This is a genomic window from Jannaschia seohaensis (assembly GCF_900116765.1).
GTDB lineage: Bacteria > Pseudomonadota > Alphaproteobacteria > Rhodobacterales > Rhodobacteraceae > Jannaschia > Jannaschia seohaensis.
The window spans coordinates 291,580-310,145 of record NZ_UETC01000004.1; the positions used below are offsets into that span (position 1 = coordinate 291,580).

Here is an 18,566-nt window from a genome sequence, read left to right on the forward strand (position 1 = left end):
GGCGGCGCAAGCCATCCTCGACGTGAAAGCTGCGGGTTTCACAAAATTGCGCCAGAGGGCCTTTCATTTTTCCAAATCGGGCTGTTCACTCGGTCTTGGCGATCAAAGAGGGCAGTCATGAACAAAAAGGCACGGATCGCCGCCACTCTGCTTCTCGGCGTCGCCCTCGCGGGTGGGGCTGCGCGGGCGGAGCCGCAGGCGGCTGATATCATACGGATCGAGACCATCGCGCAATCGGACCTTCTGACGGTGACCCAGATGGGCCCGCTGATGCGGATCGTGGCCACCGAGGGCGCGCGCCACGGCATCTCGCTGGAGCGGGCGCTCTTTCCCGGAAAAGGCGGCGAGGGATGGCGGCGCGAGGTCGCGCGAATCCAGGCGCCCGAGCGGCTGACGCCGTTCATCCACGAGAGCCTGGCGGAGATTCTGCGCCCCGGCGACCTCAAGAAAGCGCATGCCTTCTACGCCTCCGATCTGGGGCAGCGCATCGTCGGGCGGGAGGTCTATGCCCGGCGACAGATGCTCGATGGGAGCGTCGAGGCGGAGGCGAAGCAGGCCTCCGCGACGCTCCTGGCCGCGGATGCGCCGCGCGCTCTGCTGATCGACCAACTGATCGACTCACTCGATCTGGTGGCGACCAATGTGTCGGGTGGCATGAACGCGAATTTCGCCTTCTATCGGGGGCTGGCCGATGGCGGCGCCTTGGCCGAACGGCTGGCGGAGACCGATATGCTCGCCATGGTGCGCGAGCAGGAGCCGGAAATCCGCACCGCCACGCTGAGCTGGCTGCGGGCCTATCTGATGATGGCCTATACGCCGCTTTCCGACGAAGAGCTTGCCCGCTACGTGGCCTTCGCGCGCACCGATGCGGGCAAGCGCTATAACGCCGCCATGTTCGAAGGCTTCGGGCGCGTCTTCGAGAGCACCTCCTACGAGCTGGGACGCGCGGCCGCACGCTACATGGTCGCGACGGACATCTAGGGGCTCCCGCCGCGGGGTGGGTCTTGACAGCAAGGCCGTCCCCTGCGATTGGGCTCCCGGGCCGCGGATCGTCGCGGCCCATTGCTATTTCTGTCGCCTACGGGCGGCGCCACCATGCCTCAGAGGAGGCACGCAGTCCGAGGTGCGGGGCAGGCCCGCGCGAACACCCCTAACGGGGGACCGAAGGGCGCGACTGACATAGGAGAACGGGCATGTTCGCCGTTCTGAAAACCGGGGGCAAGCAGTACCGGGTCGCCACGGGCGACGTGCTGCGTGTCGAAAAGCTGGCCGCCGAGGCTGGGGACAAGGTTCAGTTCAACGAGGTGCTGATGATCGGGGGCGAGACCGTCACCGTCGGCGCCCCGACGATCGAGGGCGCGGCCGTCCAGGCCGAGGTGATCGACCAGATCAAAGGCCCGAAGCTGATCCACTTCGTTAAGCGCCGCCGCAAGCATTCGTCGAAGCGGACCAAGGGTCACCGTCAGCAGCTGACGCTGTTGCGCGTTGGTGACATCCTGACCGAGGGCGCAGGCAGCACCGGCGTCAAGGCCGCCGTGGGCGCGGGCTCCGTCTCTGGCGCCGCTATGGCCGCCGTCACCGAGGCGACCGAGGCCGCCTTGGGTGTCTCAGACACCGCCTCCGACGAAGCCAAGATCGCCGAGGCCGCGACCGCCGGCACCCGCCCCACCAACCTGCTCGAGGCTGCGCGCGGCGGTAAGGCCGACGATCTGAAGAAGATCTCGGGCGTCGGGCCCAAGCTGGAAGGGCTGCTGCACGAGAACGGCGTCTTCCACTTCGATCAGATCGCCGCTTGGGGCGACGAAGAGATCGCCTATATGGATGACAAGCTGTCGTTCAAAGGCCGCATCGCGCGTGACGGCTGGATCGACCAGGCGAAGCAATTCGCCGCAGAACAGGAGTAACGAGACATGGCACACAAGAAGGCAGGTGGCTCCTCCCGTAACGGCCGCGACTCCGCCGGCCGCCGCCTCGGCGTCAAGCTGTTCGGTGGCCAGACCGCGATCCCGGGCAACATCATCGTGCGCCAGCGCGGCAACAAGTGGTGGCCGGGCGAAGGCGTGGGCCAGGGCAAGGATCACACGATCTTCGCCACGGCCGAGGGCGCTGTGACGTTCCGAAAAGGCTTCAAGGGCCGCACCTATATTTCGGTCCTCCCGGTGGCGGAGGCCGCTGAGTAAGCCGAACCTTCATATTTCGCAGTTAGGGGGATCGGCGACAGCCGGTCCCCCTTTCATTTGAGCCGGAGGGCGAAATGCCCGACCACCCTCAACGCGGCCCAGCGGCATGAGCGTCGCCGTGGCATCCTTCGCGGTCTTCGCCGCGAGCCAGGTCGGCACGCCCGGACCTGCGAATATGGCGTTGATGGCGACCGGGGCGCGCTTCGGCTTCCGGCGGGCCCTGCCGTTCGTGGCGGGTGTCGCGTTGGGCAAGCAACTCATCATCTGGCCCGTCGGCTTCGGCCTGATGGAGCTGGCGGCGCGCGCGCCCCTGGCGTTCGAGGCGCTCAAATGGGCGTCGGCCGCTTATATCGTCTGGCTCGCCTGGAGGGTCGCGAACATGCGCCTGGGCGAGGAGGGCGAGGCGCGGGCGCCGGGCTTTGCCGCGGGGCTGATCGTGCATCCGCTCAACCCGAAGGCCTGGGCGATGATTACCGCCGGCTTCACCGGGTTCGTCGCCGCAGGAACGCCCACATTCGAGGCGACCCTGGCGATCGCGGCCGTCCTACTGGCCTGTCAGATCGTCCTGCATCCGCTTTGGACGATGGGCGGCGCGCTGGTTGCCCGCACCCTGCGGGGCCGGCCGGGCGAGCGCTATTTAATGTGGACCTTGGCGGCGCTGACCGTTGCCAGCGTCCTGTTCGTGTTGTTCGGAGGAGGACCGACATGACCCCCCAGACCGCTCCGGTCCGTTTGGACCCCGCCGCGCCGCGTCCGCAGGAGAGTGTGCGGACCGACCGCTTGTCCTTGCGCCCCGTCCGGCGCTCGGACCAGGGCCTGATCGAGCTCTATGCCGGTCGCCGGGAAGTGGCCGAGATGACGACGGCCATCCCGCACCCGCTGCCGCCGGGCAGCACCGACGCCTTCGTCACGCGCTGCCTGTCGGGGGAGTCGAACGAAACGGTCTGGGTCATGGATGCCTCCGAAGCGGGCTTGGGCGAACTGGTCGGCGTGATCTCCCTGACGCAGATGGACCGCGCGCAGGCCGAGATCGGCTATTGGGTCGCGCCGGTGGTCTGGAACACGGGGCTCGCCACCGAGGCGCTGCGCGCGCTGATGCAGGCCAACCCGCTGGGCAACAGCCACATTTTCGGCACCGTCTTTCAGGACAACCCGGCCTCGGCGCGGGTGCTGACCAATGCGGGTTTCGACTATATCGGCGAGGCGGAGGCATTTTGCGTCGCCCGCGGCGCCATCGTTCCGCAATGGACCTATATCCGTCATATGGCTTGAGGCGGGCCGGTCCGCCGCGTAAGGGCAGGTTATGAAATTCCTCGATCTCGCTAAAGTCTATCTGCGTTCCGGCGCGGGCGGAAACGGTGCCGTGTCGTTCCGGCGGGAGAAGTATATCGAGTTCGGAGGCCCCGATGGCGGCGATGGCGGACGCGGTGGCGACGTCGTGGTCGAGGCGGTGGACGGGCTGAATACTCTCATCGACTTCCGCTACCAGCAGCACTTCTTCGCGAAGAACGGGCAGGGCGGTCAGGGCCGCCAGCGCACCGGCAAGGATGGCGACGACATCGTCCTGCGCGTGCCCGTCGGCACCGAAATCCTCGACGAGGATCAGGAGACGGTGCTGGCCGACATGACCGAACTGGGCCAGCGCGTCGTCCTGGCCAAGGGCGGCAATGGCGGCTTCGGCAACCTGCACTTCAAATCCGCCACCAACCAGGCTCCGCGCCGCGCCAATCCGGGCCAGCCGGGGGTGGAGCGGACCGTCTGGCTGCGGCTGAAACTGATCGCCGATGTCGGTCTGTTGGGCCTGCCCAATGCGGGTAAATCGACTTTCCTGGCCGCGACCTCCAACGCCCGGCCCAAGATCGCCGACTACCCGTTCACGACGCTCGTGCCCAATCTCGGCGTCGTCGCCGTCGACGGGGAGGAGTTCGTCGTGGCCGACATTCCCGGACTGATCGAGGGCGCCCATGAGGGTCGCGGCATCGGCGACCGTTTCCTCGGCCATGTCGAGCGCTCCGGCGCGTTGCTGCACCTCGTGGATGGCACCTCGGGGGATGTTGTCGCGGACTGGCAGACCATCGTGAACGAGCTGGAGCAATATGGGGGCGGTCTGGCCGACAAGCCGCGCGTGCTGGTGCTCAACAAGATCGATGCGCTGGAGGCGGAGGAGCTCGAAGAACGGCGCGCAGCCCTTGCTGAAGCGGCCGGGACCGATGTGATCGCCATGTCCGGCGTCTCCGGCGAGGGTGTCACCGAGGTGCTCCGCGCCCTGCGCGCGCTTCTCAAGCGCGAGGCGGCGGCGGCCGAACCCGATCCCACCGAGGGAGCGCCGTGGTCCCCTCTCTAGACGCGGCCCGTCGGGTCGTCGTCAAGATCGGCTCGGCGCTGCTGGTCGACCGGGCTACCGGAGATGTCCGGGCCGCGTGGTTGCGCGGGCTCGCCGCCGATGTCGCCGATCTGCGCGCGGGCGGGGTGGAGGTCATCCTGGTGTCCTCCGGGTCAATTTCGCTGGGCCGCTCCGTTCTGGGCCTTGCGCCGCCCTTGTCGCTGGAACAGAGCCAGGCCGCCGCCGCGACGGGTCAGATCCGCTTGGCCGGTGCCTATGATGCGGCGCTCGGGCCGCTCGGAGTGACGACGGCGCAGGTCTTGCTGACCCTCGACGACAGCGAGGACCGGCGGCGTTATCTCAATATGCGCGCGACCTTCGAAACGCTGCTGGGCCTGGGTGTCGTGCCAGTGGTCAACGAGAACGACACGATCGCCACGGACGAGATTCGCTTTGGCGATAACGACCGGCTGGCCGCGCAGGTCGCGGCGATGGCCGGGGCCGATGTCTGCGTGCTGCTATCGGATGTGGATGGGCTCTATACCGCGAACCCAAACCTCGATCCGAATGCCAGACATTTGCCCGAAGTGTCTGACATTACGCCCGAGATCGCCGCGATGGCCGGGGAGGGCGTGTCCGGGCTCTCCAAGGGCGGCATGATCACGAAGCTGATGGCCGCGCGCATCGCGACCGAGGCGGGCTGCGCGCTGGCGATCACGCTGGGGGGCGACCGCCCGCTGCGGGCGCTGGCGCAAGGCGCGCGCGCGACCTGGTTCCTGGCCAAGGGCGATCCGAAAACCGCGCGCAAGCGGTGGATCGGCTCGATGAAGCCACGCGGAACGGTGGCGGTCGATCCGGGCGCCGCGCGGGCGCTGCGCGACGGCAAGTCGCTGCTGCCCGCTGGGGTGACGTTCGTCGGCGGGCGGTTCGGCCGCGGCGAACCGGTGACCATCGAAGGACCGGACGGCCGCGCGCTCGGACAGGGCCTGATCCGCTACACGGCGGACGAGGCGCGGCGGATCAAGGGGCTGCGCTCGGGTGACATCTCGGCGGTGCTCGGCTATCCGGGGCGGGCGGCGCTGATCCACAGGGATGACATGGTGATCTGATGAAGGACGTGACGGACGACATTCCGGCTCTGATGGCCGAGATGGGCAAGGCCGCGCGCGCGGCCGCCGCCGAGCTGGCCTCGGCCAGCGCGGAGCAAAAGCACGCCGCGCTGATCGGCGCAGCCGAGGCGCTTTGGGCGCGTCGGGGCGAGGTGCTGCAGGCGAATGCCAAGGACATGGCCTATGGGCGCGAGAAGGATCTGTCCGATGCGATGCTCGACCGGCTCAAGCTGGACGAAGACCGTATCCGCGGCATCTGCGACAGCCTTAAGGCCATCGCGGAACAGGCTGATCCCGTTGGAGAAGTGATCGCCGAATGGGACCGGCCCAACGGCCTCCATATCCGCCGTGTCCGCACGCCGCTGGGCGTGGTCGGTGTCATCTACGAGAGCCGGCCCAACGTGACCGCCGATGCGGGGGCGCTCTGCCTCAAGGCCGGCAACGCGGTGATCCTGCGCGGCGGCAGCGAGTCGTTCCATTCGTCCGGCGCCATCCACGCCGCGATGATTGACGGGCTGCGGAAGGCCGGTCTGCCCGAAGCGGCGATCCAGCTGGTTCCGACCCGCGATCGCGCGGCCGTGGCTGCGATGCTCACCGCAACGGAGTTCATCGACGTGATCGTTCCGCGCGGGGGCAAGGGGCTTGTCGGCCTCGTCCAGCGCGAGGCCCGCGTCCCCGTCTTCGCGCATCTCGAAGGGATCGTGCACATCTATCTCGACGCCTCCGCCGATGCGGAGATCGCGCGCCGCGTCGTGCTCAACGCCAAGACCCGCCGCACGGGCATTTGCGGCGCCGCCGAGTGCCTGCTGATCCACCGCGATATCGCGGCGAGCCTGGGCCAAGGGGTGATCGACGCGCTCCGAGCCGAGGGTGTCGAAGTGCGCGCGGGCAAGGGCTTGCATGGCGATGTTGAAGCGACGGAGGCGGATTGGGGCACCGAGTTTCTCGACATGAAGATCGCGGCGAAAGTTGTTGATAATGTTGATGATGCCATTGCTCATATCCGGAGATACGGGTCCAATCACACGGATTGCATCATCGCATCCGACCCGGCCCCGGTCGCGCGCTTCTTCGAGCGGCTCGACAGCGCCATTCTGATGCACAACGCCTCCACCCAATTCGCCGATGGAGGCGAGTTCGGGATGGGGGCCGAGATCGGGATCGCCACCGGCAAGATGCATGCGCGCGGGCCGGTGGGTTCCGAGCAGCTCACCAGCTTCAAATATCTCGTCACCGGCGACGGCGCGATCCGTTCCTGACCAACCCGTTAAGAGGCGACCTTCATGTTCAGACGCCCCAATCTCGTGCGCCGCACGCCCTTTCCGGACTCGGTCAGCCGGGCGGTCGTGACGCCGCTCCAGCCCTCCGTCGTCTATGCGTCGCCGGATCCGAACGCGCTCGACGACCAGTATGAGGGGCGCGCGAAGGGCTACACCTATGGCCGCGAAGGGCATCCGAACGCGGATGTCCTCGCGCAGATGATCGACCGGATGGAGGGGGGGGCCGGCGGGATCGTCACCGGCTCCGGCATGTCCGCCGTCACGGCGACAATACTCGGGCTGCTGAGCGCCGGCGACCATATCGTCGGGGGCAACCAGCTCTATGGGCGGTCGCTGCGGATGATGACTCAGGATCTGCCTCGGTGGGGCATCACCTCGACCCTGGCCGATCCGACGGACCTCGCGGCGATGGAGGCAGCGATCACGCCGACGACCAAGCTGATGCTGGTCGAAGTCGTCTCCAACCCGACGCTGCGGATCGCCGATATGGAGGGGCTGACCCGCCTCGCCCGCGATCGCGGCCTGATCCTGGTCGTCGATAACACGTTTACCACGCCTTACGGGTATCCCGCGTTCGAGCGGGGCGCCGATGTCGTGATCCACTCCGTGACGAAGTTGATGGCGGGCCATAGCGACGTGACACTGGGCTATGTCCTGGCGCGCGATCCGGCGCGTCGGAAGGCGATCTACGACACGATCGTCACGCTCGGCCTGACGCCAAGCCCTTGGGATTGTTGGATGGCGGAGCGGGGGCTCTACAGCTTCGACATGCGGCATGAGCGCAGCCAGGCGAACGCGGCGGCGCTGGCTGAGGCCATCGCGGAGCATCCGGCGGTCAGCTCGGTGCTCTATCCGGGTCGGGCCGATCATCCCGATCACAACCGGGCGGGCGCCGTGCTGGACGGGCAGTTCGGCAATATGGTCACCTTCTGTCTGAAGGGCGGGCGGGACGCGGCGGTGGCGCTGACCCGGGCCGCGCCGCAGCTGCCCTTCGCACCGACGCTGGGCGATATCGGCACGACGCTTTCGCATCCGGCCTCCTCCTCGCATCGCGGGCTGACGCCGGAGAAGCGGGCCGAACTGGGCATCACGGAAGGGATGTTCCGCGTCTCTGTCGGCTGCGAGCCGGTGGCGCTGCTGCGTGAAGATTTCACGACGGCCCTGGATGCGGTCTCCGCCCTCGGATAGCTGACCCCAACGGAGGGGCGGCGATGCGGACAGCGGACAGATCGGACGCGGCGACGGATCTTGCGGGGCAGATCGTCGACGCGTTGATCGAGCCGGTCCTGCTGCTCGACCCGAACGGGCGGGTGCAGCGGGCCAATGCGGCGGCGCATGAGTGGTTCGGCACTTGGATCGACCGGCAATCCTATGTCAGCGTGCTCCGGCAACCGGGCCTGCTGGCGCCGGTCGAGGATGCGTTCTTTCGCGGGACGCCGGGCCATGCGCGGTTTTCCCATAGCTCCGGTGCGGTCGAGACGCTTTTCGATGTGACGGTGACGCCGCTGCGGGGCGGGGGGGCGCGACCGCGCGTCCTGCTGGTGTTCCGCGACGTCTCTGGGCGGCACGACGAGGAATCGATGCGCCGCGATTTCGTCGCCAATGTCAGCCACGAGCTCAAGACGCCGCTGACCGCGATGCGGGGCTTTATCGAGACGCTGATGGGTCCGGCGCGTGGCGACCCCGTCGCGCAGGAGCGGTTCCTGGCGACCATGGCGCAGGAGGTCGCGCGCATGAGCCGCCTCGTCAGCGATCTGCTGACGCTCAGCCGTCTGGAGGGGCTCGCGCGGCGGCGCCCGACCGAGGTGATCGACCTCAGATCGGTCTTGGCGGAGGCCGTCGAGATGCTCGGCGCCGGGGCGGAGGTCGAGGATGTCACGCTGGTCCTGGAGGCGGACACGCCCGCGCCGGTCAGGGGGGATCGCGACCAGCTGATGCAAGTGGCCAGCAACCTGATCGAGAACGCGGTCAAATACGGAGCGCGGCCGGGAGGTGTGCGAATCTCGGTCCATCGCCTCGCGCGGGAGCCGGTACTGCGCGGTCCGGCCTGGGTGTTGGAGGTCTCCGATGACGGCCCCGGCGTCCCGCCGGAGCATGTGCCGCGCCTGACGGAACGGTTCTACCGAGTCGATACCGGCCGTTCGCGGGCGCAGGGCGGCACCGGGCTGGGACTTTCGATCGTCAAACACATCGTCAACCGCCATCGCGGCCGCCTGAAGATCGAAAGCACGCCGGGGCAGGGGACGACGGTTTCCGTCACTTTGCCAGAGGGTTAGGCCGTCTCCGGGTGAACGGATTTCGCTGCCGTCATGAGGTCGCGCGCTGTCATAAAACCGTTACGATCCTGTCACAAAAGCCCAACGCAGGCCTCATAGCTGCGGCGTCGAATGAGCACGGGTGTGCTCATTGAAGGACGTCAAACTCAGGAGTTGTCATGTCCCTTACGAAGACCGCTGTCTCGACCATCGCCGTCGCCGCCGTCTGCGCCACCGCTGCCGCCGCGCGCGATCAGGTCCAGGTCGCCGGGTCCTCCACGGTGCTGCCCTACGCCTCCATCGTCGCCGAGGCCTTCGGCGAGAATTTCGACTTCCCGACGCCGGTCGTGGAATCGGGCGGCTCCTCCGCTGGTCTGCGCCGTTTCTGCGAGGGCGTGGGCGAGAACACGATCGACATCGCCAACGCCTCCCGGGCGATCCGGTCGGGCGAGATCGAGGCCTGCGCCGCCAATGGCGTCACCGACATCATCGAAGTCCGCATCGGCTATGACGGGATCGTCTTCGCCAGCCAGCAGGACGGCCCGGCCTTCACCGCCTTCACCCCGTCCGACCTGTTCAACGCCCTGGGCGCGCAAGTGCTGGTCGACGGCGCGCTGGTCGAGAACCCCTACACCCAGTGGTCCGAGTTCAACGCCGACCTTCCGGCCGTCGATATCGCCGCCTTCATCCCCGGCACCAACCACGGCACGCGTGAGGTGTTCGAGGAGCAGGTGATCGCGGCGGGCTGCGAAGCCACCGGCGCCTTCCAGGCGATGATGGATGCAGGCATGTCCGAGGACGACGCCGAGGATGCCTGCCTCGCCGTCCGCTCCGACGGCGCGGCCGTGGACATTACCGGCGACTACACCGAGACGCTGGCCCGCATCGACTCGAACCCCGACGGGGTGGGTGTCTTCGGCCTGTCCTTCTATGAGAACAACACCGACGTGCTGAAGGTCGCGACGATGAACGGCGTGTCGCCGTCGGTCGATACCATCGCCTCCGGCGAATACCCGGTCTCGCGCCCGCTGTTCTTCTACATCAAGGGCGCGCATATCGGCGTGATCCCGGGCCTGAAGGAATATGCCTCCTTCTTCGTGTCCAACGACATCGCCGGTCCCTGGGGTCCGCTGGCCGATTACGGCCTGGTGTCCGACCCGGAACTGGAGGCCGTTCAGGCCAATGTCGAAAACGAAGTGAACATGACCGAGTGAGCCTGACCGCCCGCTGATATCGGCCGCGGCGGGAGGCCTCCCGCCGCGGCGCCCTCCGCGCGCCGCTTGGCGCGCGGCCCTGTTTTCCGGAGATCTGCATGTCGCCTTTCTGGCTGATCCTCCTCGTCGCCGCGCTCGCTCTGGTCGGAGCCGTGCTGGGCCGCCGTAAGGCCATGGCTTCGGCCGGTGGGGATGCGCGCGTTCTGCACTCGCTGCCGAACTACTACGGCGCCAATGTCGCGCTGTTCGTGGCGGCGCCGGCCCTTCTGGTGCTTGCCGCCTGGATGGTGATTCAGCCGCTCGCGCTCGACGGCCGCGTGTCGGCGATGATCCCGGAGACCGCCTATGAGGATGCCGGCGCCCTGAACCTGCTGATGGCGGATGTCCGGCGGATCGCCGAGGGGCTCGACCTCGCGGTGGAGCAAGGGGCTTTGACCGCCGCCGAAGCCCGTGCCGCGCAGGCCGAGGATCTGCGGGCGCGCCTGGCCGAGATCGGCGTCGCCGTGGGCGCGGAGATCGACCCCTCCACGCTTGTGGCGGCGCAGGGCCTGCGCATGCTCGACGCGCGGGCCGATCTGGTTCGGACGGTCGTGATCCTGGCGCTTGCCGCGGCGGGCTTCGCGTTCACCTATGCGCGGACGAACGCCAGCTATCGGGCGCGCAACTCGGTGGAATTCGCGATCCTGCTCTTGCTCATCGGCGCCTCGACCATCGCGATCCTGACGACGCTGGGCATCGTTCTGTCGATGCTGTTCGAGACGCTCAACTTCTTCCGCCAATACCCGGCTTCCGAATTCTTCTTCTCGCTCACCTGGGACCCGAGCTTTTCCGGTCGCGGCGGCGCTTCGACGCTGGGCATCCTGCCGCTGCTCTGGGGCACGCTCTATATCTCGATCATCGCGCTAATCGTGTCGGTGCCGATCGGTCTCTTCTCGGCGATCTACCTGTCGGAATATGCGGGCAAGCGTTTTCGCGGCTTCGCCAAGCCCCTCCTGGAGGTCCTGGCGGGCATCCCGACCATCGTCTACGGCCTCTTCGCGCTGATTACCGTCGGTCCGCTCCTGCGGGACGCCATCGCCTCGCCGCTGGGCCTGGGCAACTCGGCCTCGTCGGTGATGACCGCGGGGCTGGTCATGGGGATCATGCTGATCCCCTTCGTCTCCTCGCTGTCGGACGACATCATTAACGCGGTGCCGCAGGCGATGCGGGACGGCTCTTACGGGCTAGGCGCGACCCAATCGGAGACGATCCGTCAGGTGATCCTGCCCGCCGCGCTGCCGGGGATCGTCGGCGCCATCCTTCTGGCCGCCTCCCGCGCCATCGGCGAGACCATGATCGTCGTGCTGGGGGCGGGAGCTGCGGCCAAGATCGACGTCAATCCGTTCGAGGCGATGACGACCGTCACCGTGAAGATCGTCAGCCAACTGACCGGCGACACGGACTTTTCCTCGCCCGAGACGCTGGTGGCCTTTGCCCTGGGTCTCACCCTGTTCGTCATGACGCTGGGGCTGAACGTCCTCGCCCTCTATATCGTTCGCAAGTATCGGGAGCAGTACGAATGACCGACGCCACTGCCGAGACCCCGCGCCGCGGCTCCGGTACCGGCTCCCTGATGGTGCCCGACGCGCGGACCGCGAAGCGCAACGCCCGGGAAAAGCGCTTCCGCCTCTATGGTCTGGTGGCCGTCTGCACCGGCATACTGATGCTGGCCCTGCTGCTGACCTCGATCCTGAGCGCCGGCCTGTCGGCCTTCCGCCAGACGACGATCCAGGTCGAGGTGCCTCTCGTCGCCGAGCGGCTTGACCCGGAAGGCAACCGCGATCCGGCCCAGATGGCCAAGGTCACGACCTTCGGCTATGCGCCCTTGCTGCGCGATGCGCTGATAGGGACGATCGAGAGCGCGGGCATCGAGACCGAACTCGACCCCCGCGCCATCGCCGATATGGTCTCCGACGAGAGCGTGGCGCAGCTGCGGGCCTTCGTCCTGGCCAATCCCGGCGTGCTGGGCCAGACGATCCCGGTGGAAGTGCTTGCCTCGGGCCGCATCGACGGCTTCTTCAAGGGCCGCGTGACCTATCAGACGGCCGAGCTCGACAAGAACATCTCGCCCGAGCAATTGCAGCTCGCCGAGGCGCTGCAGGAGGCGGGCCTGCTGGCGACCGGCTTCAACTGGCGTTTCATCACCGCGCCGGACGCCTCCACAACCCGTCCCGAGGCCGCCGGTTTGGGCGTGGCGATCCTGGGCAGTTTCTACATGATGCTGGTCGTGCTGGCCCTGGCGCTGCCCATCGGCGTCGCGGCCTCGATCTATCTCGAAGAGTTCGCACCGCAGAACAAGTTCACCGACCTGATCGAGGTGAATATCTCGAACCTGGCCGCCGTGCCCTCCATCGTGTTCGGCATCCTGGGTCTGGCGATTTTCATCAACTTCGCGGGACTGCCGCAATCGGCGCCCATCGTCGGCGGGCTCGTCCTGACGCTGATGACCTTGCCCACGATCATCATCGCCACGCGCGCCTCGCTCAAATCGGTGCCGCCCTCGATCCGCAGCGCGGCCCTGGGGCTCGGCGCGTCCAGGATGCAGACGGTGTTCCACCACGTCCTGCCCTTGGCGATGCCTGGGATCCTGACCGGCACGATCATCGGTCTGGCGCAGGCCCTGGGCGAAACGGCGCCGCTGCTGCTGATCGGGATGGTCGCCTTCGTACGCGAATACCCCGGCGCCCCCTGGGAGGGCGGTCTCTTCGACCCGGCCACGGCGCTGCCGGTGCAGGTCTACAACTTCACCCAGCGGTCCGACCCGGCCTTCGTCGAGCGCGCCTCGGGCGCGATCATCGTGCTGCTGATCTTCCTGCTCATCATGAACCTCGCGGCGATCTTCCTGCGTCGCAAGTTCGAGCGCCGCTGGTAAAGGGGGGCGAGACGATGAACGATATGCGATTTACGGAGAGGACCGTGGCCACAGACGAAGTGAAGATCGCCGCGAAGGGCGTGCAGGTCTATTACGGCGACACCCACGCCATCAAGGACGTGACCATCGACATCGCCGACAAGACTGTGACCGCCTTTATCGGCCCCTCGGGCTGCGGCAAGTCGACCTTCCTGCGCTGCATCAACCGGATGAACGACACGATCCCGTCCGCCCGTGTCGAGGGCGACATCCGGATCGACGGCGAGGACATCTACGACAAGCGCGTGGATCCGGTGCAGCTGCGGGCCAAGGTGGGGATGGTGTTCCAAAAGCCGAACCCGTTCCCTAAGTCGATTTATGATAATGTCAGCTACGGCCCCAAGATCCACGGCCTCGCCCGCAACAAGGCGGAGCTCGACGAGATCGTAGAGACGTCGCTGCGCCGTGCCGCCCTTTGGGACGAGGTCAAGGACCGTCTCGGCGCGCCGGGCACCGGGCTTTCGGGCGGGCAGCAGCAGCGCCTCTGCATCGCCCGGGCCGTCGCGACCTCGCCTGAGGTTCTGCTGATGGACGAGCCGTGCTCGGCGCTCGACCCGATCGCGACCGACCAGGTCGAGAACCTCATTCACGAACTGCGCGAACGCTACAGCGTCGTGATCGTCACCCACTCCATGTCGCAGGCCAGCCGCGTCAGCCAGCGCACCGCCTATTTCCACCTCGGCGAGATGGTCGAATACGGCGACACCGGCGATATTTTCACCAACCCCAAGGACGAGCGGACCGAGAATTACATCACCGGTCGGATCGGATAGGATCATGCACTCCAACCCCCATATCTCCGCTGCCTTCGACCGCGATCTGGAGGCGATCCAGGCGCTCATCATGAAGATGGGCGGGCAGGTCGAGGAGGCCGTGGCCGCGGCCGCGCGCGCCCTCGTCGAGCAGGACGCGGATCTCGCGGCTCAGGTCCGTGCCGGCGACCGCGTCATCGACGAGATGGAGCATCGCGTGAACGAAGAGGCCGCGCGCCTCATCGCCCTGCGGCAGCCCATCGCCTCGGACCTGCGCACCGTGCTGACGGTCTTCCGGATCTCCGCCGCGCTTGAGCGGATCGGCGACTATGCCAAGAACATGGCCAAGCGCACCGAGATCATCATCGAACTTCAGCCGGTCGACGGGGGAGCGCACTCGCTCCGCCGGATGTCGCGGGCGGTGGAGGGCATGCTCAAGGACGTGCTGGACGCCTATATCCAGCGCGACGCCGCGCTGGCGGAGGACGTGCGCGACCGCGACGCGGAAATCGACCAGATGTATAACGGTCTCTTCCGCGAGTACCTGACCCACATGATGGAAGACCCGCGCAACATCACGGCCTGCATGCATCTGCATTTCATGGCCAAGAACATCGAACGCATGGGCGATCTGGTCACCGGCATCGCCGAGCAGGTCATCTATCTCGTCTCCGGCGAACTCCCCGAGGACGATCGCGCGAAAGCCGACAAGACCAGCACCCCAGCAGGCGGTGCGCCGAGCCAATGAGCGGGCAGCCCTGCGTCCTCGTGGTCGAGGACGAGGCGCCGCAGCGGGAGGTGCTGGTCTACAACCTGGAGGCCGAGGGCTATCTCGTCCAACAGGCGACTTCCGGCGATGCCGCCTTGGAGATGGCGCGCGAGGACGCGCCCGACCTCATCCTGCTCGATTGGATGTTGCCGGAAGTGTCGGGCATCGAGGTCTGCCGCCGGCTGAAATCGGCCTCCGAGACCCGCGGTATCCCCGTCATCATGATCTCGGCCCGCTCCGAAGAGGTGGACCGTGTCCGGGGGCTTGAGACGGGGGCGGACGACTATGTGGTCAAGCCGTATTCGGTGGTGGAGCTTATGGCCCGCATCCGCACCCAGCTGCGCCGGGTGCGCCCGGCATCGGTGGGAGAGGTGCTCGAATTCGGTGATATTTCCGTCAATTCCGAAGAGCACCGCGTGTTCCGCGAGGGGCGGGAGCTGCATCTGGGCCCGACTGAGTTCCGGCTGCTGACCACCTTCATGGAGCGGCCGGGCCGCGTCTGGTCGCGGGACCAGTTGCTCGACCGGGTCTGGGGGCGCGACATCTATGTCGACAGCCGCACGGTGGATGTCCATGTCGGCCGCCTGCGCAAGGCGCTGCGGGGCGCGACGGGCACCGACGACCCGATCCGCACGGTGCGCGGCGCGGGCTACGCGCTCGGATGACCGCCGGGCCAGATGCCGTCCGAGGCATTCGGCCCGGCGCCTCTCGCGCTCCCGTTGACCGCCACTCAGGACGGCCCTATCCCTGAACTCCAACGCCACGGCCACGGAGCCAAGCCTTGAAGGTCATCATCTGCGGCGCGGGGCAGGTCGGCTGGCAGATCGCCCGGCACCTCGCCGGTGAGCGCAACGACGTCACCGTCGTCGACAACAATCCCAGCCTCGTGAACCGCGCCACCGACACGCTGGACGTGCAGGGCATCACGGGCTTCGCGTCCTATCCGAACGTGCTGGAGCGGGCCGGGGCCGAGGACGCGGACATGCTGATCGCCGCGACCCATTCCGACGAGGTGAACATGGTGACCTGTCAGGTCGCCCATTCGGTCTTTACGGTGCCGCGCAAGATCGCGCGCCTGCGCGCGCAGTCCTATCTCAGCGCGATGCGCTCCGATCTCTACCGGCGCGACCACATGCCGATCGACGTCGTCATTTCCCCCGAAAGGGAGGTGGCCGAGGCCGCGCTGCGCCGGCTGCGTGCGCCCGAGGCGTTCGATATCGAAGAGTTCATGGACGGCCGCGCGCAGCTCATCGGCCTTCAGCTCGACGCCGCTTGCCCGGTCCTGGACACGCCCCTGCGCCAGCTCTCGGAGCTCTTCTCGACCCTGCGCGCCGTCGTGGTCGGCGTCCGCCGCCCCGGCGGTCGCCTTTTCGCGCCAAGCCCTAAGGACCAGCTTCAGGCCGGTGATCAGGTCTATGTCCTGACCCATACCGGCGATCTGGCCCGCACCCAGGAGATCTTCGGCAAGTCCGCGAAGCGGGCCGAGCGGGTCGTTCTGATCGGCGGCGGCAATGTCGGCTTGACGGTGGCCAAGGCCTTGGAGGCCAGCCCGGAACGCGTCCGCGCCAAGATGATCGAGCGCAACCGCTCCTGCGCCGAACGCGCCGCCGAAGCCCTGGAGCGGACGATCGTGCTCTCGGGCGACGGGCTCGACATCGAATTGCTGCGCGAGGCCAATATCGAGCGGGCCGACGCCGTCCTCACGGTCACGGACGACGACAAGACCAACCTGCTTGCGGCGGTGCGGGCCAAGGCGGCCGGGTGTTCCAAGACGGTCGCGCTGATCAACGACCCGACCCTGGTGCCGCTGATGGGGCCGCTCGCCATCGACGCCTATGTAAACCCGCGCCAGACTACCGTCAGTTCGATCCTGCGCCATGTCCGTCACGGGCGCGTGCGCAACGTCTACTCCATCGGCGACGCCGAGGCCGAGGTGATCGAGGCGCAGGTCATGTCCACCTCGCCTCTGGCCGGACGCCGCATCCGCGACGTGACATTTCCGGAAGGCGCACTGATCGGCGCCATCGGCAAGGAGGACGGGCGCGTCCTGCGGCCGCAGGGCAGCACGCTTATCGAGGAAGGGGACACCGTGGCCATCTTCGCGCTGGCCGCCGACGTGCCCGAGGTCGAGCGGCTGTTGCAGGTACAGGTGGATTTCTTCTGATGCCCGATCTGGCCGCCGGCGCCCGTCGACGGGCCGGGGGGCTGCCGCTTCTGGTGAAGCTCGCGGGCGGCCTTTCCGCGTCGATGACGGTGCCCGCCGGGCACGCGCTCTATTACGGGCGGATCGGGGACGCCCAAGCCTTCGGTCTCTGGGCCGCGATCCTGATGGCGCTGACCGGCGCGATGGCACTGGCGACGGCCCGCAACCAAAGCAGCAACCCGACACGCAGCCATCTCGTCGCGCTGCTCGGGGCGTTGGCGCTCTTGCCCGCCCTCGCGGCCTTGCCTCTGAACGAGGCGGTGTCGAACACGCGCTTCGTCAACGCCTATGTCGAGATGGTCATGGCGGCGACCACCACCGGCGGCACCCTGTTCGCGCCCGAGCGGCTGTCGGAAAGCGTGCATCTCTGGCGCGCCCTGGTGGCCTGGCAGGGGGGGCTGCTGATCCTGGTGGCGGCGGTCGCCATCCTGGCGCCTTTGCGGTTGGGCGGGTTCGAGGTCACCTATTCGGCCCGGTTCGGGCAGAGCGCCCGGCTCTCGACCGAGGATCAGAGGGCCGATCCGGAGCGCCGGGTGGCGCGCTATTTCCGCGCCATCGCGCCGGTTTATGCAGGGCTGACGGTCTTGCTCTGGCTGCTTCTCTACGGCGCGGGCGATACCCCGACGCGGGCCGCGATCCATGCGATGTCGACCCTGGCGACCTCGGGGATCACCGCCGGAGGCGGCCCGGCCGAGGCCCCCAGCGGCATCGGCGGCGAGATCATCATCTTCGCCTTCCTCGCCTTCGCCGTGTCGCGTCAAGTCTATTCCGGACACCTGCCCAGGGACCAGGTCGTGCGCCTTACCCAGGATCGGGAGATCCGCATCGCCCTGATGATCATCGTGCTCGTGGCCGCGCTGCTGGTCTCGCGCCATTTCCTCAGCGCGCTGGAACTGACGACCGAGACCGACGCGCTCACCGCGCTTCGCGCGGTCTGGGGGACGGTATTCACGGTGCTGTCCTTTCTGACGACGACCGGGTGGGAGTCGGCGGATTGGGACACGGCGCGCAACTGGTCCGGGCTCGACACGCCGATCGTTCTCTTGATGGGACTTGCGCTGTTCGGCGGCGGGATCGCGACCACCGCGGGGGGCGTGAAGCTGCTGCGGATCTACGCGCTCTATGAGCATGGGCGGCGGGAGATGCACCTGCTCGTCCATCCCCACGGGATCGCGGGCGGCAGGGTCCGCAGCTCCATCCCCATGCGGGGGGTCGAGGCGGCCTGGGTCTTCTTCATGCTCTTCGCCATCACCCTGGCCGCCGTGACCCTGCTGCTGGCGGCCACGGGGCTCGATATGTCGAACGCGATGATCCTGGCGGTCGCGGCGCTGACGACCACGGGACCCCTGGCCGATATCGCTTTGGGCACCGGTCCCGCCACCGGCGTCGGCACCCTCTCGGACGCGACCAAGCTCATCTGGGCGGCGGCCATGGTGCTGGGCCGGATGGAGGCCCTGGCCCTGATCGCGCTGTTCAACCCCGACTTCTGGCGAAATTGACGGCAACCGGGGCGGAAAGCGGCAGGCTGCGC

18 protein-coding genes are annotated in these 18,566 nt (G+C 67.6%); all 18 read left to right on the forward strand.

Annotation, left to right across the window (positions count from 1 at the left end):
• Positions 1-117: 117 nt before the first annotated feature.
• The 18 genes from DTQ71_RS11645 to DTQ71_RS11730 all read left to right on the forward strand — a co-directional run bounded on the left by DTQ71_RS11645 (position 118) and on the right by DTQ71_RS11730 (position 18,534).
• The gene (locus tag DTQ71_RS11645; RefSeq protein ID WP_109564454.1) at positions 118-981 is read left to right on the forward strand and encodes a DUF2059 domain-containing protein; all 864 of its coding nucleotides are present in this window, start codon (positions 118-120) and stop codon (positions 979-981) included.
• 212 nt (positions 982-1,193) lie between these two features.
• Entirely contained in the window at positions 1,194-1,904 is a 711-nt protein-coding gene (locus DTQ71_RS11650) for a 50S ribosomal protein L21 (RefSeq protein ID WP_109564455.1), read from the forward strand.
• Positions 1,905-1,910: 6 nt separating this feature from the next.
• Complete coding sequence (gene rpmA / locus DTQ71_RS11655; protein ID WP_109564456.1) at positions 1,911-2,180, forward strand: 50S ribosomal protein L27; 270 nt, start codon at positions 1,911-1,913, stop codon at positions 2,178-2,180.
• A gap of 106 nt (positions 2,181-2,286) precedes the next feature.
• Positions 2,287-2,889: a LysE family translocator gene (locus tag DTQ71_RS11660; protein WP_109564457.1), complete on the forward strand. Its 603-nt coding sequence runs from the start codon at positions 2,287-2,289 to the stop codon at positions 2,887-2,889.
• Positions 2,886-3,452, forward strand: a complete 567-nt coding sequence (locus DTQ71_RS11665; protein WP_109564458.1) for a GNAT family N-acetyltransferase — start codon at positions 2,886-2,888, stop codon at positions 3,450-3,452. The genes DTQ71_RS11660 and DTQ71_RS11665 overlap by 4 nt, the downstream gene beginning before the upstream one ends.
• Positions 3,453-3,483: 31 nt before the next feature.
• On the forward strand, positions 3,484-4,524 hold the full coding sequence (obgE, locus tag DTQ71_RS11670; protein WP_109564459.1) for a GTPase ObgE: 1,041 nt from the start codon (positions 3,484-3,486) through the stop codon (positions 4,522-4,524).
• Complete coding sequence (proB, locus tag DTQ71_RS11675; RefSeq protein WP_109564460.1) at positions 4,509-5,612, forward strand: glutamate 5-kinase; 1,104 nt, start codon at positions 4,509-4,511, stop codon at positions 5,610-5,612. The genes obgE and proB overlap by 16 nt, the downstream gene beginning before the upstream one ends.
• Positions 5,612-6,871, forward strand: coding sequence for a glutamate-5-semialdehyde dehydrogenase (locus DTQ71_RS11680; RefSeq protein WP_109564461.1), 1,260 nt, complete (start codon positions 5,612-5,614; stop codon positions 6,869-6,871). The genes proB and DTQ71_RS11680 overlap by 1 nt, the downstream gene beginning before the upstream one ends.
• A 24-nt stretch (positions 6,872-6,895) precedes the next feature.
• A complete protein-coding gene (locus tag DTQ71_RS11685; RefSeq protein WP_109564462.1) occupies positions 6,896-8,080 on the forward strand; it encodes a trans-sulfuration enzyme family protein in 1,185 nt (394 codons plus the stop codon).
• A gap of 23 nt (positions 8,081-8,103) precedes the next feature.
• Positions 8,104-9,168, forward strand: a complete 1,065-nt coding sequence (locus DTQ71_RS11690) for an ATP-binding protein (RefSeq protein WP_109564463.1) — start codon at positions 8,104-8,106, stop codon at positions 9,166-9,168.
• Between the two features lie 158 nt (positions 9,169-9,326).
• Positions 9,327-10,361 carry a substrate-binding domain-containing protein gene (locus DTQ71_RS11695; protein ID WP_109564464.1) on the forward strand — a complete coding sequence of 345 codons (1,035 nt, stop codon included), beginning with the start codon at positions 9,327-9,329 and terminating at the stop codon, positions 10,359-10,361.
• A gap of 98 nt (positions 10,362-10,459) precedes the next feature.
• The gene (pstC, locus tag DTQ71_RS11700) at positions 10,460-11,923 is read left to right on the forward strand and encodes a phosphate ABC transporter permease subunit PstC (protein ID WP_109564465.1); all 1,464 of its coding nucleotides are present in this window, start codon (positions 10,460-10,462) and stop codon (positions 11,921-11,923) included.
• Positions 11,920-13,272 carry a phosphate ABC transporter permease PstA gene (gene pstA / locus DTQ71_RS11705; RefSeq protein ID WP_109564466.1) on the forward strand — a complete coding sequence of 451 codons (1,353 nt, stop codon included), beginning with the start codon at positions 11,920-11,922 and terminating at the stop codon, positions 13,270-13,272. The genes pstC and pstA overlap by 4 nt, the downstream gene beginning before the upstream one ends.
• A gap of 14 nt (positions 13,273-13,286) precedes the next feature.
• The gene (gene pstB / locus DTQ71_RS11710; protein WP_109564467.1) at positions 13,287-14,084 is read left to right on the forward strand and encodes a phosphate ABC transporter ATP-binding protein PstB; all 798 of its coding nucleotides are present in this window, start codon (positions 13,287-13,289) and stop codon (positions 14,082-14,084) included.
• A gap of 4 nt (positions 14,085-14,088) precedes the next feature.
• On the forward strand, positions 14,089-14,811 hold the full coding sequence (gene phoU / locus DTQ71_RS11715) for a phosphate signaling complex protein PhoU (protein ID WP_109564468.1): 723 nt from the start codon (positions 14,089-14,091) through the stop codon (positions 14,809-14,811).
• Positions 14,808-15,497 carry a phosphate regulon transcriptional regulator PhoB gene (gene phoB, locus DTQ71_RS11720; protein WP_109564469.1) on the forward strand — a complete coding sequence of 230 codons (690 nt, stop codon included), beginning with the start codon at positions 14,808-14,810 and terminating at the stop codon, positions 15,495-15,497. Before phoU ends, phoB begins: the two co-directional genes overlap by 4 nt.
• Before the next feature lie 116 nt (positions 15,498-15,613).
• Positions 15,614-16,996: a Trk system potassium transporter TrkA gene (gene trkA, locus DTQ71_RS11725; protein WP_109564470.1), complete on the forward strand. Its 1,383-nt coding sequence runs from the start codon at positions 15,614-15,616 to the stop codon at positions 16,994-16,996.
• Positions 16,996-18,534, forward strand: a complete 1,539-nt coding sequence (locus tag DTQ71_RS11730) for a potassium transporter TrkG (RefSeq protein ID WP_109564471.1) — start codon at positions 16,996-16,998, stop codon at positions 18,532-18,534. Before trkA ends, DTQ71_RS11730 begins: the two co-directional genes overlap by 1 nt.
• Positions 18,535-18,566: the final 32 nt, after the last annotated feature.